The organism is Saccharopolyspora taberi (assembly GCF_039534165.1).
GTDB lineage: Bacteria > Actinomycetota > Actinomycetes > Mycobacteriales > Pseudonocardiaceae > Saccharopolyspora_D > Saccharopolyspora_D taberi.
This window is the reverse complement of sequence record NZ_BAAAUX010000011.1, coordinates 602,857-616,145: the sequence shown is the minus strand read 5'-3', so window position 1 is coordinate 616,145 and position 13,289 is coordinate 602,857. Positions and strand designations below refer to the sequence as shown.

At 68.6% G+C, this 13,289-nt stretch carries 14 protein-coding genes and 1 pseudogene; 11 read left to right on the top strand and 4 right to left on the bottom strand.

The genetic code is table 11. From position 1 onward, the window contains the following. Positions 1-64: 64 nt before the first annotated feature. The 11 genes and pseudogenes from ABD691_RS11905 to ABD691_RS11855 all read left to right on the top strand — a co-directional run bounded on the left by ABD691_RS11905 (position 65) and on the right by ABD691_RS11855 (position 7,516). Positions 65-916, top strand: a complete 852-nt coding sequence (locus ABD691_RS11905; protein ID WP_344679638.1) for a helix-turn-helix transcriptional regulator — start codon at positions 65-67, stop codon at positions 914-916. Between the two features lie 156 nt (positions 917-1,072). Next, positions 1,073-1,204 (top strand): helix-turn-helix domain-containing protein, encoded by a 132-nt coding sequence (locus ABD691_RS11900; RefSeq protein ID WP_344679637.1) that lies wholly within the window; start codon positions 1,073-1,075, stop codon positions 1,202-1,204. Between the two features lie 81 nt (positions 1,205-1,285). Further along, complete coding sequence (locus ABD691_RS11895; protein WP_344679782.1) at positions 1,286-1,711, top strand: FadR/GntR family transcriptional regulator; 426 nt, start codon at positions 1,286-1,288, stop codon at positions 1,709-1,711. Between the two features lie 398 nt (positions 1,712-2,109). Next, a pseudogene (locus ABD691_RS11890) lies at positions 2,110-2,340 on the top strand (M23 family metallopeptidase); the annotation flags it as partial. Next, the gene (locus tag ABD691_RS11885) at positions 2,331-2,564 is read left to right on the top strand and encodes a M23 family metallopeptidase (protein ID WP_344679781.1); all 234 of its coding nucleotides are present in this window, start codon (positions 2,331-2,333) and stop codon (positions 2,562-2,564) included. The pseudogene ABD691_RS11890 and the gene ABD691_RS11885, both read left to right, overlap by 10 nt. A gap of 360 nt (positions 2,565-2,924) precedes the next feature. Further along, positions 2,925-3,059 carry a lasso RiPP family leader peptide-containing protein gene (locus ABD691_RS11880; RefSeq protein WP_344679636.1) on the top strand — a complete coding sequence of 45 codons (135 nt, stop codon included), beginning with the start codon at positions 2,925-2,927 and terminating at the stop codon, positions 3,057-3,059. 70 nt (positions 3,060-3,129) lie between these two features. After that, entirely contained in the window at positions 3,130-4,959 is a 1,830-nt protein-coding gene (locus ABD691_RS11875; protein ID WP_344679635.1) for an asparagine synthase-related protein, read from the top strand. Continuing rightward, the gene (locus ABD691_RS11870) at positions 4,937-5,197 is read left to right on the top strand and encodes a lasso peptide biosynthesis PqqD family chaperone (protein ID WP_344679634.1); all 261 of its coding nucleotides are present in this window, start codon (positions 4,937-4,939) and stop codon (positions 5,195-5,197) included. Before ABD691_RS11875 ends, ABD691_RS11870 begins: the two co-directional genes overlap by 23 nt. Next, positions 5,194-5,643, top strand: coding sequence for a lasso peptide biosynthesis B2 protein (locus ABD691_RS11865; RefSeq protein ID WP_344679633.1), 450 nt, complete (start codon positions 5,194-5,196; stop codon positions 5,641-5,643). The genes ABD691_RS11870 and ABD691_RS11865 overlap by 4 nt, the downstream gene beginning before the upstream one ends. Positions 5,644-5,793: 150 nt before the next feature. Next, positions 5,794-6,456, top strand: coding sequence for a M23 family metallopeptidase (locus ABD691_RS11860; protein WP_344679632.1), 663 nt, complete (start codon positions 5,794-5,796; stop codon positions 6,454-6,456). Positions 6,457-6,499: 43 nt separating this feature from the next. Then, positions 6,500-7,516 (top strand): LacI family DNA-binding transcriptional regulator, encoded by a 1,017-nt coding sequence (locus ABD691_RS11855; protein WP_344679631.1) that lies wholly within the window; start codon positions 6,500-6,502, stop codon positions 7,514-7,516. Positions 7,517-7,584: 68 nt separating this feature from the next. On the opposite strand, the gene ABD691_RS11850 is transcribed toward ABD691_RS11855, so the two are convergent. The 4 genes from ABD691_RS11850 to ABD691_RS11835 form a co-directional block, all read right to left on the bottom strand. Beyond that, a complete protein-coding gene (locus ABD691_RS11850; protein ID WP_344679630.1) occupies positions 7,585-9,003 on the bottom strand; it encodes a sugar porter family MFS transporter in 1,419 nt (472 codons plus the stop codon). 163 nt (positions 9,004-9,166) lie between these two features. After that, positions 9,167-9,943, bottom strand: coding sequence for a TIM barrel protein (locus tag ABD691_RS11845; RefSeq protein ID WP_344679629.1), 777 nt, complete (start codon positions 9,941-9,943; stop codon positions 9,167-9,169). Beyond that, a complete protein-coding gene (locus tag ABD691_RS11840) occupies positions 9,943-11,037 on the bottom strand; it encodes a Gfo/Idh/MocA family oxidoreductase (RefSeq protein WP_344679628.1) in 1,095 nt (364 codons plus the stop codon). Before ABD691_RS11840 ends, ABD691_RS11845 begins: the two co-directional genes overlap by 1 nt. A 788-nt stretch (positions 11,038-11,825) precedes the next feature. After that, positions 11,826-13,283, bottom strand: coding sequence for a glucosyltransferase (locus tag ABD691_RS11835; RefSeq protein WP_344679627.1), 1,458 nt, complete (start codon positions 13,281-13,283; stop codon positions 11,826-11,828). Between the last annotated feature and the right edge of the window lie 6 nt (positions 13,284-13,289).

Sequence of the window (13,289 nt, the reverse complement as noted above, 5' to 3'; positions counted from 1 at the left end):
CGAAGCCGAGCCAGGCACCGGCGGTACCTGGCTGTGCCGGCCGACGTCTGTACACACTGGGGAGGTGGACCGAAGGGAACTGGCGAACTTCCTGCGCAGCCGACGCGAGGAGATCACCCCTGCCGAGGTTGGGCTGCCCGCCGGCCCGCGCCGCCGCACCCCGGGATTGCGCCGCGAAGAGGTGGCGCAGCTGGCGTTCGTCTCGACCGAGTACTACACGCGGCTGGAGCAAGCCCGGGCGCCGCACCCGTCGCACGAGGTGCTGGCCGGACTGGCTCGGGCCCTGCGCCTGTCGGACGCCGAGCGTAACCATCTCCACCACCTCGCCGGTGCACCGCCGCTCCCGTCGGCCGGGCCCTCGCGCGAGGTACGGCAGAGCATCCTCGACCTGCTGCACCGACTGCCGCAGGCCGCGGCAACCGTAACGTCCGCGACCTTCGAGGTACTCGCGTGGAACCATCTGGCGGCAGCCCTGATGGAGGACTTCTCCGCCCTGCCGCGACGCGACCGCAATCTTGTGCGCCGTGTCTTTCTTGGCCCGCACACGCAGGGGCAGCGGCTGTACGGAGTCTCGGACGCGGACGCGTTCGCCCGCCACTCGACGCAGCGCCTGCGCGCCGCCGCCGCCCGCTACCCCAACGATCCAGAAGTGGCCGAGCTGGTAGCCGAACTCCTCGACACAAGCGAAGAGTTCACTCGCCTGTGGGAGTCCCACGACGTGTCCGCCGAGCCCACCCTGTGCAAGACCTTCCAGCACCCGGTGGTCGGCCCGGTCACCGTCAACTGCGACGTCCTCGACATCACCGACCGCGACCAGCAGGTCGTGATCTACACCGCGGTCCCAGGCTCGCCCTCCGAAGAGGCGCTACGGCTGCTGTCGGTCATCGGCACACAGCGCATGGACGTCACCCATTGAGCCACACCGGCCGCACTTCAGCGTCCTCTGATGTGGACCGACGCCGGTCAGAATCGCCCGCGCGCTTCTGAGCCCTGCCCTGCACGGCACGGCCCCTGAGCAACCACCTTCGACACACGCCCTAGCTGCCGCCCGCGGCCGGCGTCCGGCTCGGCCATGACCCCCGAGCAGGTCCGCCACGCCCGCGAGCTGCTCGTCGAGCCGGACAACATCGTGGCATCCATCGCGCGCCTGCTCGGCGTCAGCGGCTCCACGATCTACAAGTACGTCCCGAGTTTTCGGGGGTGAGCCGCCCGTTGCCCTCCCGTGCCGCGGAGTCGGGTGCTGAGATGATCACCATCTCAGCACTCACGCGCCGCAGCGGACTCCCTGCAGACCAGCCCCGCCGAGATCACGGCCACCCGGCTGCTGCTCGAACCCGAGATCGCGTCCCTCGCGGCCCGGCACGCCACGCCCGCCGATCTTGCGCAGATCCGGCACTGCCTGGATCGGGGCGTCGCGGCGAGCACCCACGACGAATTCGAGTCCTGGGACTCCGTCCTGCACCGCGCGATCGCCACAGCGGCACACAACAGCCCGCTGCTCCGGTTGTTCGACACCATGAACGCCGCCCGCGACCTCCCCGTCTGGGGCAACATCAAGCGACGCTCCGCCAGCGCCCAGCGACGCGAAGGCTACGAGACCGGCCACCGGCTGATCGCCGACGCCCTAGCCGACCGCGATCCCGACGCCGCCCGCGACCACTTGCGTGCCCACCTGATCGACGTCCGCACCAACCTGCTGGGCCCAGCCTGACCGCAGAGGCACCCGGACAGCGACGGCAGCCGCCCTCAAATTCCCGCACATCGCTATGCGCGGACGTTCTTTCGGCTCGCTTCCGGGGACGCCGGGCCCCACCTCCAACTCCAGGCGTCGGCCGCGTGCCTCACGTCGCTCAGTCCGCAACGCCGACTGCGACCAGGTGGACCCCGGTTCAACCTTTAGATAACCGCAGGGCTGATGCAGTTCCTGCCCGCCACGTTCGCCGCCTACGACGAACCCATCCCACCCGGCGGCAGCACTCCACCGAGCCCCTTCAACGAGGTAAACGCGATCTACGCTGCCGCTCGATACCTGTGTGACTCCGGTGCTCGCGACGACGAGACGTCTCCAGTGCGATTTTCGCGTACAACAGGGCGGACTGGTACGTCCGCATGGTCCTCGACCAAGCCGAGGATTACCGGGCCGCACTACCCCTGGGCTCGCCGAGCGGTGGGTGGACCGTGCCTGTGGCGGGCTGGTGCAGCGCTGGTTTCGGACCACGGGATGGTGGTTTCCACGAAGGACAGGACGTCGCCGCTGGGATCGGTACGCCGATCCTGGCGGCCAGCGGAGCAACCGTTATCGATTCCGGCCCCGCTACCGGGTATGGCTTGTGGGTACGGATCGAGCACCCGGGAGGCGTGATCACGACCTACGGGCACAACGACCGCAACCTTGTCGGAGGGAGAGCCGTCGTGGGGCAGGTCAGCCGATCGCGGAGGTCGGCAGCCGTGGCCAGTCCACTGGGCCGCACCTGCACTTCCAGATCGAGGTCAACGGTCAACCCGTCGACCCGGTCGGGTTCTATCAGCAGCGGTCAGCGCCACCGCTGTGCGTCGGACACTGACGGGCGAGGGCACTGCCGCACCCGTCGGCACGCCGATCGTGGCTGCCAGCCGGGACCAAGGGAGGTGGTCACCCGCGCGGTGACCTTCGTCTCCGCGCGGCGTTGACAAGCCAACCGCGTCCACGAGGACACGTTCACAAGAGGGCATCGGGACACTCGATACCCGTTCTCCGGCCAGTCCAGAGGGGCGCAGACCCACAGGCCGACGAGAGATTCGTTTCCCGGCACTCGCGGTGTGGGTTCGCTGGAGCGGGTGATCTTGTGGGTGACGCCCCGGACTTCCGGTGGTGGGACCGCAACCACGCCGCAACAATCCCGGTGGTAGTCAAGAGATTACCCAGTGGAATCGTGGAGGTTGTGATGGACGAACGCAGTGAGCAGACGCCGATCGAGCCCTACACGGAGCCGGTGCTGGTCGAGGTCGGCACCTTCAGCCAGGACACGCTGGGCATGGGGTTCCTGGAACCCGACTTCATCGTCGGTACTCAGGGATAGTGAGAGCAAGTTTTTGGTCGGTTCCCCGCACGAACGCCAGCGCCTGTTCCTGGAGTCCGGGTTGTCGAGGATGAGTTCGGGATTCGTGGTGCTGCCGGACACCGCCGCCGCCTCGGCACTGATCGGGCGAGTGCCGTTCGAGGAACCCGCAGTGCTCTCGCACGCCTCGGGGCGGCCGTGGCTGGTCGGCCGGTGGAGACCCGGCCAGGTCGTCGTGACCACTGTCGGCGTGGTCCGGGTCGCGATCGTCGGGATCCGCCTGGTGACCGCCGCGCGGCTGGCGGAGCTTGCCGCAGCGGTCACCACGGTCTCCGACCTCGACGCGGTGGCCTCCCGGATGTCGGGCTCGTGCCACCTGGTGGCCTCGGTGGCCGGCGCGGTGCGGGTGCAGGGCAGCGTGTCCGGGCTGCGCCGGGTCTTCCACACCGTGATCGACGGGGTCGACATCGCCGCGGACCGCGCCGACGTGCTGGCCGCGATGACCCGCGCCGACATCGACGAGCAGTCACTGGCCGTGCGGATCACTGGCGGGTTCACACTCCCTCCGCCGGCAAACGAACAGCCCGTGTGGCGCGGCATCGCCGCGCTGCCACCCGATCACTGCCTGGTGTGGCAGCAGGACCGAGCCCATGCGAGGCGGTGGTGGCGACCCCCGGCACCGGAGGGTTCGCTGGCCGACGGCGCCGAAGCGGTGCGCACCGCGCTGGAACAGGCCACCGGCCCGGACCCCTGCACCGAGGGACGACTCAGCACGGATCTCTCCGGCGGCATGGACTCGACCTCCCTGTGCTTCCTCACCGCACGCCACACCCCGAACCTGATGACGTTCCGGTTGGCCGAAGCCGAGGACGGCAACGACGACGCCCGGTTCGCCGCGCACGCCATCGGCTGTCTACCCGAGGCGGAGCACGTGGTCGTTGCCCAGTCCCAGCTTCCGCCGCTGTTCGCACCGGTGGCCGCGCCTGACCGGGAAGAGCCCTACCTGTGCAGCCGCACCCTGGCCAGGGTCCAGCACAACGCCCGGCTGCTGGCCCGAAGGGGCTCCCGTCGACACGTCGCCGGACACGGCGGAGACGAACTGTTCACCGTCTCGCCCGGCTACCTGCCCGGCCTGCTGCGGCGCCACCCCGTCACCGCACTACGCCATCTCCGCGGGTACCTCGCACACAACCGCTGGCCGCTGCGTCCCACCCTGGCCGCCCTCCTGCGCCCCGACGACACGGCGAGCTGGTGGCACCACCAAGCCGATCACCTCACCGACCCGCCCCCGGCGCGGGCCGCGTCCCTGGGCTGGGGCATGGGGAACCTGCGGACGCCGGCGTGGCTGACCGCCGCAGGGACGGATCTCGTCCGCCAGGCACTCCGCCACACCGCGGAGCAGGCAGCACCGCTGGCCGACGACCAGGCACACCACCACGCCCTGCTCAGGCCGCGTACCAGCACACCGGTGTACCGGTTGCTGGCCCGCCAGTACGTCCACGCCGGTGTCGATCTCGACATGCCCTACCTCGACGACCGCGTCCTGGAGGCCGTGCTCGCCGTCGCACCACACGAACACGCCGGCCCGTGGCGCTACAAGCCGCTGCTGGCCGAGGCGATGCGCGGGCTCGTCCCCGAGACCATCCTGGGCCGATCGACCAAGGGCATCCTCAGCGAAGACCTCCGCGTCGGCCTGCGCCGCCACCACACCACGATCCTGGACCTGTTCGCCGACTCGGCCCTGGCCGCACGGGGCCTGATCGACCCCGACGCGCTGCGCCGGCAACTGGGCAGCCCGCAGCGTGACCATCACACCGCCTTCGCACTGGAAGCCCTGATCGGCTGCGAAACCTGGCTTCGCGGCACATCCCAGCACACCACGCCCTCGGGGAGGCCCGATGCCGCTGCGACTGCGCCCTGACGTGGCCACCACCGAGACCGCCGACGGCACCGTGCTGCTGCAGATGAGCACCGGCCGCTACTTCCAGCTCAACACCACCGGCACCGCCGTACTCCACGCACTGCTGGAGGGACACGACACCGCCGCCATCGCCGAGCGGCTCGCCACCCGCCACGGCATCGACCCCGGCCACGCTCACCGTGACGTCACCACCATCCTCCAGAACCTGCGCGACGTCGACCTCGTGGAGCCGCGATGAGCATTCCGGTCACTCTGGACTCACGCGACCGGCTTCCGCTGCACCGGCGGGGACTCCCGCTGGTAGCGGTCACGATCGCACGCCTGCTGGCCCACACGCGGCCGGCGCGGATCCGCCGGGTGCTGGAGTTCGCCCGCCGCGGCGCGACACCGGCCAGCGCCGACCAAGCCCTGGCCGCACGCCGCGCCGTGGTGGCGGTGAGCTTGCGCTGTGCCGGGCAGGGCTGTCTGCAACGCTCGATCGCCACCGCGCTGCTCTGTCGTGCCCGCGGTTCTTGGCCGACCTGGTGCACCGGGGTACGCACCCAGCCCTTCGCCGCCCATGCCTGGGTCGAAGCCGACGACCAGCTCATCGGCGAGCCTTTCCCCAAAGGCCACTACACGCCCCTGCTGACCATCCCGCCCCTGCGGCGCCACGGCGATCCTGATCCCTCCAGTGATCGGTAACCGATCCGGATGTCCTCGGCCCGGTTAGCTGACTGGCGCCCTCCTTCACACACCGGCGGTACGCGGCTCACAGCGGAGCGAACCGAGAACCGACGTACCGCACATCGACAGAACACTTAAGACAGTCGCAGCGTTAAGACCGTTGACCAGATGAGAAGCATCTGCCGGGCGGATTGGTATGTCCGCATGGTCCTGGCGCAAGCCGGAAAGTACCTGGCACAGCAAGGTATGTCGGCCACTGGGGACTGGGTCATTCCTGTCTCAGGTACGTGTACCTCGGGTTTCGGCCCCCGGGATGGAGAGTTCCATGCGGGCCAGGACATCGCCAACACTGTAAGCACGCCGATCGCCGCCGCAAGGGACGGCACGGTCATTGACTCAGGTCCTGCCAGTGGCTACGGCCTGTGGGTTCGCATCGCGCATGTCGGCGGCGTTGTAAGTCGCCCAAGCCGAGAAGGAATACTTCTCGACGAGCCTGGTTTCCTACCAGCCCGACACAAAGACCCAAACCGCCCTGAAACTGCCTTCCTGGACCTACAAGGCCCGCTGGTTCCCCGAATCCATCATCTGATGGCCTCAGCAGCCGACGCAGGCATAGCCCTGGCGCTGGCTGCTGCCCGAACGTGTGCCAGCACATCCACGCTCGGCATCCCACCAGGCTCTGCCCGTTGCCGTGACCGTGCCCTCGGGAGTGGGTCCGCATATACGGTGCGTGGGACGCGGTCACTCCTCTGCTCGGCGAGGCTCGCACTCGACGAGCCGTGGCTAGAACGTTGTAGGGCCTGGGGGTGGTGCCCGTTCGGAGCGGCCTAGGATCGTTGGCCAGGAAGACTTCGACCAGGAAATGGTGTCATCGATGTCGACGGCCTCGAACGGGAAGCGGCCCACCCTCGCTGATGTTGCGGCGCGGGCGGGTGTGTCCACGGCGTTGGTGTCGATCGTGATGCGTGGTGTCAAAGGTGCCGGTGATGCCACGCGTGAGCGGGTGCTGAAGGCTGCGCAGGAGATCGGTTACCGGCCGGATGCTCGGGCGCGGCTGTTGCGCAGTCACCGTTCGCAGCTGCTTGGGGTGCAGTTCAGCCTGGAGCAGGCTTTCCATTCCGACCTCGTGGAGGGCGTCTACGCAGCGGCTGAGCCGGCGGGTTATCAGGTCGTGCTGAGTGCCGTGGCGGCCAGCCGCGGCGAGCAGCGCGCCGTGGATGCCCTGCTCGCTGACCGCTGCGAGGCGTTGATCCTGTTCGGCCCGCAGGCGCCTGCAGCGCGCCTGGCCGAACTCGCCGAACAGCTCCCGGTCGTCTCCGTCGCCCGCCGGCTGCGGCCGTCGACTTCGCGGGTCGGTGTCGTACGGACCGCCGACGACGAAGGGGTTCGGAGCGCTGTCGAGCATCTCGTCGCGCTGGGCCACCGCGAGATCGTCCACATCGACGGGGGCAAGGCGCCGGGCGCGTCCGATCGCCGCCGCGGCTACCGCACCGCCATGAACCGCCACGGCTTGGCGGATCATGTCCGGGTTCTGCCAGGCGGTCTGACCGAGGAGCACGGAGCCGCAGCCGCGCGCACTCTGCTGGACACCCACCCGCGACCGAGCGCTGTCGTGGCCTTCAACGACCGTTGCGCGGTCGGCCTCCTCGACGTCTTCCTGCGTTCCGGCATCGCCGTGCCGGACGAGATCTCCGTCGTCGGCTTCGACGACAGCCATCTGGCCCGCATGGCTCACGTCAACCTCACGACCGTGGCCCAGGACATTCCTCGCCTGTCCGAATCCGCCGTCGGGCATGTCATTGCACGCTTGGAAGGAAAGCCGGTGGACGAGAAGGAAACCGTCGTTGCACCCAGGCTCGTCGTCCGCGGAACCACGGCCGCGCCACGCTGACCGGGCAGGGACCGGGCCGGACCCAACGGGCAGCAGGACGGCCGGCCGGACCGTCCTGCTGCTGTCGGTCAGGCGTAGCGGGCGCGGAAGTCGTCTTCGAGTTCTTCCAGCGATCGGTCCTTGGTTTCTGGGACGCGGGTGGCGATGAACGCGAGGGCCAGCAGGCCGAAGGCGGCGAAGGCGAAGAAGGTGTTCGCGATCCCCAGGGCCTTGACGACGGGTGGGAAGCCCAGGGCGACCAGGCCGTTGGCGATCCAGAGCACGAAGATGCTGATACCGATGGCCAGGCTGCGGATCTTCAGCGGGAACATCTCGGAGAGGATGAGCCAGACCAGCGGGCCGATGGTGGCCTGCATCGAGAAGACGAAGAGCACGACGAACACGAGGATGAACCACGCCTTGGCGCTGCCGTCGGGCATCAGCATCGCGGACAGGCCGACGAGCAGGTGGAAGGTCGTGGTCAGGGTGAACCCGCCGAGTAGCATGGTGCGGCGCTTGATCTTGTTGATGACTGCGATGCCCACGGCGATGCCGATGACGCTGAAGGCGCCGTTGAGGGTGTTGGCGATGATGGCAGAGTTGCTGGAGAACCCGGCATCGCCGAGCAGTTGCGTGCCGTAGTACATCACCGAGTTGATACCGGTGAACTGCTGGCAGATTCCCAGGCCTGCGCCGATGAGGATGAGCAGGCGGACCCATCGCACTCCGAGGTCCACCGCGCCGGCGGTCTTGGCGGCCCGTTCTTCCTCGGCGAGGCGGTGGACCTCGGCCATTTCGGCGCGGGCGCGCTCGGTGGTACGGACCTGGGACAGGACCGCGAGCGCCTCCTCGTCACGGCCCTGGGCGACCAGCCAGCGCGGGCTTTCCGGCATGCGCAGCATGCCGAGGAACAGCACGATCGCCGGCAGGACGGCGACCAGCAGCATGACCCGCCAGATCCCGTCGATCTCGCCCCAGAGGCTGAAGATGATCGCGTTGACGACGAACGCAGCGAACTGGCCGGACACGATCATCACCTCGTTGCGGGTGACGATGCCGCCGCGGCGTTCGACCGGTGCGATTTCGGCCAGGTAGACCGGCACCGTCGCCGACGCCCCGCCCACGGCGAGGCCGAGAATGAACCGGAACAGGGCGAGAATCTGCCAGTTCGGTGACAGTACGCAGCCCAGGGTGCCGAACATGAACACCAAGGACAACAGGAGGATGTTGTGGCGGCGGCCGTACCGGTCGGACAGGACCCCGCCGATCACGGCACCGAACGCGGCGCCGAACACGAGATTGCTGACCACGATTCCCTCGGACAGCGGGGTCAGGCCGAGGTCGGCGGTGAGCGGATCGAGAGCACCGTTGACGACGCCGGTGTCATAGCCGAACAACAGACCCCCGAAAGTCACAATGACGGCAACCAGGCCCAGACGGCGTGAGTGGGGGCCATGCGCATCCGGAGACAGGGTGTGCGGTGCGGACGAAGTGCTGTGTCTGGTCATGACCGTGCTCCTCGTTGAGCCCTCGGAGTGGGATTCGGTCGTGGCCGGCGAGGGATGTCCAAGGCCGGCCGATGGTAGGCGGACTTCTGGAAGTGCAGCCGGGAACGCGTCTTGCGGCATGCACGGGCCAGTTGACCGCTGGTGATCTCGGTGGCCGGGTCCTTCACACCGGGAACGCGGCGGTGAAGGCGTCGAGCGCCCGGTCCGCGTCGTGTGCGGCCCACCCTTCCAGGGCGGCGACGCCGGTGTAGTCGAGTTCGCGCAGGGCCGCGGCGATGGCCGGATAGTTGATCTCGCCGGTGCCGGGTTCGCAACGGCCCGGCGCGTCGGCGATCTGGATTTCGCCGACGAAGGGCAGGGCCTCGCGGATCAGCGCGATGAGGTTCCCCTCGCCGATCTGGGCGTGGTAGAGGTCCAAGTTCATCCGCAGATGCGGGCTGTCGACCGCGCGGACCAGGGCGAGGGTGTCCTTGGCCGCGGCGAACGGGGTGCCGGGGTGGTCGACGGCCAGGTTGAGGTTCTCCAGGGTGAAGACGCGACCGGCCGTCTCGCCCAGCTCGGCGACCTTCCGCAAGGTATCGGCGGCGGTGAGCCACATCGCCGGGGTGACGACCTCGACCGGCCGCACTGGCAGGCCGCGCCCGTCGAGCCCCGTGCCGTGCAGGTTCAGGCGCGGGCAGTCCAGTTTCTCCGCGACCTCCAGTGAGCGGGCGGCGCTGTCGATCAGTTCGGCGATGCCGTCGGGCTCGGTGAGGTTTCCGGTGAGGTAGCCGGTCATGGACGAGAAGGACGCGCCGGAGGCGGCGAGCGCATCGACGTCCTTGCCGGACCAGTCCCAGATCTCGACCTGCAGGCCCCGGTCCGCGATCCTGCGCACCCGCTCGACGAAGGGCAGGTCGCAGAAGAGCATTTCCGCGCAGGCGGCAAGCGTGTAGGTCATCAAGCCGCTCCCGTGCTCAAGCCGTGCACGGCGGTGTCGACGTCCGCGATGGCGACCGTCGCGCCGGTCTCGACGCTGCGGATGGCGGCCAGGGCGATCGACAGGGCGGTGCGCGCCTCGGCGCCGGTCGCGCGGACCGGGGAACCGTGGAGGATGGAGTCGGCGAACGCGGTCAGCTCGGCGACGTAGGCGGAGCGCAGCAGGTCGGTGTCGCGCCGGGAAGTGTCGGTGTGGATGCCGTCGGCGTCGTAGAAGGTCATGTCGGTGGCCCGGGCGTTGCCAGTGGTGACCATGCCCTTCGAACCGAACACCTCCGCCCGGACGTCGTAGCCGTACAGGGCCGAGAAGTTCGCGTCGGCAGTGGCGATCGCGCCGTTGTCGAACTGGATACTCACAACCGCGGTGTCGAGGTGGCCGCGGCTCCTGGCCTCCGGCGAGACCAGTGCGTCGGCGAACGCGTGCACGCGCTGCGGCGTGGCGCCGGGATTGAGCCAGCACAGGATGTCGAAGTCGTGGATCAGAGTCTCCAGGAAGATCGTCCACTGCGGAACCCGCGCCGGATCGCCTGCGAAGGGTCCCGGGTCGCGCGTCAGCGAGCGCAGGATCTGCGGATTGCCGACCTGACCGTCGTCGATCCTGGCGCGGGAAGCGACGAACCCGGGCGCGAAGCGGCGGTTGAAGCCCACCTGCAACACCACACCGGCCTCCTCGGCAGCACCCACCGCCCTCTCGGCGTCAGCCAGCGTCACGGCCATCGGCTTCTCGCAGAACACGTGCTTGCCCGCAGCAGCCGCGGCCACAACCAGATCAGCGTGCGCACGAGCAGGAGCGCTGATCAGCACACCGTCAACATCGTCGCGGGCCAAGACGTCCTCGAGGCTGGCTGGTTCGGCACCCAGCTCGGAGGCAAGCCGCTGAGCCGCGCTCTCGACCGGATCTGCCACGGCCACCAGCCGAACCCCGGGGATCCGGCGCGCGACGATCTCGGCGTGGTTGGCGCCGATACGTCCGGCACCCACAACGGCAAGACGCAGCGCGTCAACGCCCGGAGAGCGCAGCCCGAACCGCTCGGGCCTGACGTCGTTGTCGTCCATCTCGGTTCTCCCCATGGATAGAACGTTCTAGTTTCGGCGGAACGCTAGAACGTTCTAGCGTCCGGGTCAAGGCCGCCATCCGGATCCGATTGGACTGCTGACATCCGGTGGGCGCACCTTGAAGGCTGCCGGCGCTCTTGTCGTCGTCCGGAAGTCGCTGCTGGCGTGCTTCTCCGAACGACGATTGGCCAGCGGTAGCCACGAGCGATGCTCAGTCGCCTTGGGCCGCTATGGGACGGCTGTCGGCTGTGGTCGTTTGAGATTGGTCGTTGGTGCTGGTGCCAGTGCGGGGTATCGAGTTGGCATGCTCGGAGCAGCAGCGGGTCCTCGCCGGGTTCAGCCGGTTGGTCTGCAGAGTCCGGGCATCTGAAGGGGGGCTCCGCCGGTGGCGCGTTCATCACCAGCTCGACCACAGCGTTGCGGCGAGGAGCGTGTCGGATGCCTGTTCATCTGGCTGGTGCAGAACGTCAAGCCCGGCCCCCTGGGCGTGCTCGTTTTGGCATCGCCGCTGCTGACCATCCCCATCATCGACACAGTCAGGTCCCGCCTCAGCCGGTGACGGCGTGGAGTCTGCACTGTCCAGCGTTGACTGAGGCCATGCGCTGGACCTGGCCGCACGTCGCCGGTGCAGGTTGGGGCTCGGGGTAGACCTGAACATGCGTCATCGACATGCGCTCGCCCATGGTCCGCTGGGGCAGCGGGAGCCGGGGATCCACCCGGATGGCTGCGCGGTCGGCAGGGCTCATCGCGATCACCACGCGGCGGGTGTGTTGGGTGTGACCTCGCGATCACGGCGGCTCGCGGAGTTCTGAGCACGGAACCACGACGGCGAACAGTGGCGCGGTACCGGCTGGTGGAACGGGCGAAATCAAGATCGTGACATCGTCCGGACCAGGAACGATGGGGGCTGAGGTCTTGCCGCGAGCCTCGGCGACGATGGCGGTTTCTTGGAAGCCGTGCGAGCCTGGCGGTCCCTGGCAGTTGATTTGGGCGTCACGTACGTCGGCTCGCCAGGAAGGACCGTCGGCACGCACCGTGGGGCCGGCCCAGTCGGTGAGCAGTTGGACCGCGAAGAAGGCGACCGTCGTCGTCCCGACCAGCCCGGGTACGCCCTCGGGAAGTACGGTCGGGCGGCTGGGAAGTCGGTCCAAGAGCACGACCGCCGCCGACCAGAGCATGAGCACCGGAACGATCGTGTATCGCGAACCCGCGAGACCGAGTTCGTCGCCGTCGAGAAATCCGGACGTGCCGCGGAGGCCGATCGGCACGAAGAGGTACGCAACGGAAATGGCGAGCGACAGGCAGGCGAGATGCCGTGTCTTGCGGTCGGTGTTGAGCACCAGTGCGATCAACGCCGCACCGACCAGAGCACCGGCCACCACGACCAGCGGTGCACCGAGTCTCTCGTGGACCGATCCCAGCAGGTGATCGCCGGTCGCCGAAGCCAGCAGCACTCTGATGGCGTAGATCTGCGGAAGCTCGGAGAAAACGGTCGGGCTCGGACGATGCGGAACCGTCCGTGTCAGGTGCACCCACGCCTGCACGGCCAGTGCGACGACCATGCCGACCGGCGCGATCACGGCGAGACGCCTCCGGGTGGAGGCGACCACTCCCACGACCGCGGCTGGAAGCACCATGCCCGTCAACGGGTCTGACAGCGCGGCCAGCACCACCACGAACAAGGCACCGAGCTGTCCTTTCCAGGATCTCGGCGCGGCCAGCAGCACCCAGAACGCCGCGTAGGCGAGGTACCAGTGCAGGTTGCTCACGGTGGCGTTGACCTCGAAACCCGCTTGTGGCAGCAGGGGCACCAAGGCGGTGAGCAGCGCGCGAGCCCACCACGACCGGACGACCCGAGCGCTGGCGAACCAAACCACCAAGGAGACGAACGCAACGGTGAGCGCGGCAATCCCGGCCAGCCACACGGCCACCCAGGACAGCGGCAGATGCGCCGCCGGTTGCACCACCACGCGGGCGATCACCTGGAGGTAGCCAGCATGCGGTACCACGATGTTGTGCCACAGCGAGTGGCGCATCGCCTGGTTGAAGAAGACTCCGCCGTCCTCGGCCCAGATGACGTCCGTTGCGCGACCGGTACCGCGGACCAGCTGCAGGTAGGTGGCCACCAAGACCCAGCAAGTGCCGAGGACGACCGTACGAAGCCGTTGTAGGCGATTCCGCGTCCGGCCGGGGTGACGCGTCGTGCCACTGGCGCGTGACGACAGCTCCTCCTGTCCGATCACCATCGCCAA

Coding starts and splice junctions, on each gene's coding strand:
- ABD691_RS11880 (WP_344679636.1), top strand. CDS start 2,925: ATGGACGAACGCAGTGAGCAGACGCCGATCGAGCCCTACACGGAGCCG.
- ABD691_RS11840 (WP_344679628.1), bottom strand. CDS start 11,037: ATGGACGACAACGACGTCAGGCCCGAGCGGTTCGGGCTGCGCTCTCCG.
- ABD691_RS11860 (WP_344679632.1), top strand. CDS start 5,794: ATGAGAAGCATCTGCCGGGCGGATTGGTATGTCCGCATGGTCCTGGCG.
- ABD691_RS11865 (WP_344679633.1), top strand. CDS start 5,194: ATGAGCATTCCGGTCACTCTGGACTCACGCGACCGGCTTCCGCTGCAC.
- ABD691_RS11845 (WP_344679629.1), bottom strand. CDS start 9,943: ATGACCTACACGCTTGCCGCCTGCGCGGAAATGCTCTTCTGCGACCTG.
- ABD691_RS11870 (WP_344679634.1), top strand. CDS start 4,937: ATGCCGCTGCGACTGCGCCCTGACGTGGCCACCACCGAGACCGCCGAC.
- ABD691_RS11850 (WP_344679630.1), bottom strand. CDS start 9,003: ATGACCAGACACAGCACTTCGTCCGCACCGCACACCCTGTCTCCGGAT.
- ABD691_RS11835 (WP_344679627.1), bottom strand. CDS start 13,283: ATGGTGATCGGACAGGAGGAGCTGTCGTCACGCGCCAGTGGCACGACG.
- ABD691_RS11875 (WP_344679635.1), top strand. CDS start 3,130: ATGAGTTCGGGATTCGTGGTGCTGCCGGACACCGCCGCCGCCTCGGCA.
- ABD691_RS11900 (WP_344679637.1), top strand. CDS start 1,073: ATGACCCCCGAGCAGGTCCGCCACGCCCGCGAGCTGCTCGTCGAGCCG.
- ABD691_RS11855 (WP_344679631.1), top strand. CDS start 6,500: ATGTCGACGGCCTCGAACGGGAAGCGGCCCACCCTCGCTGATGTTGCG.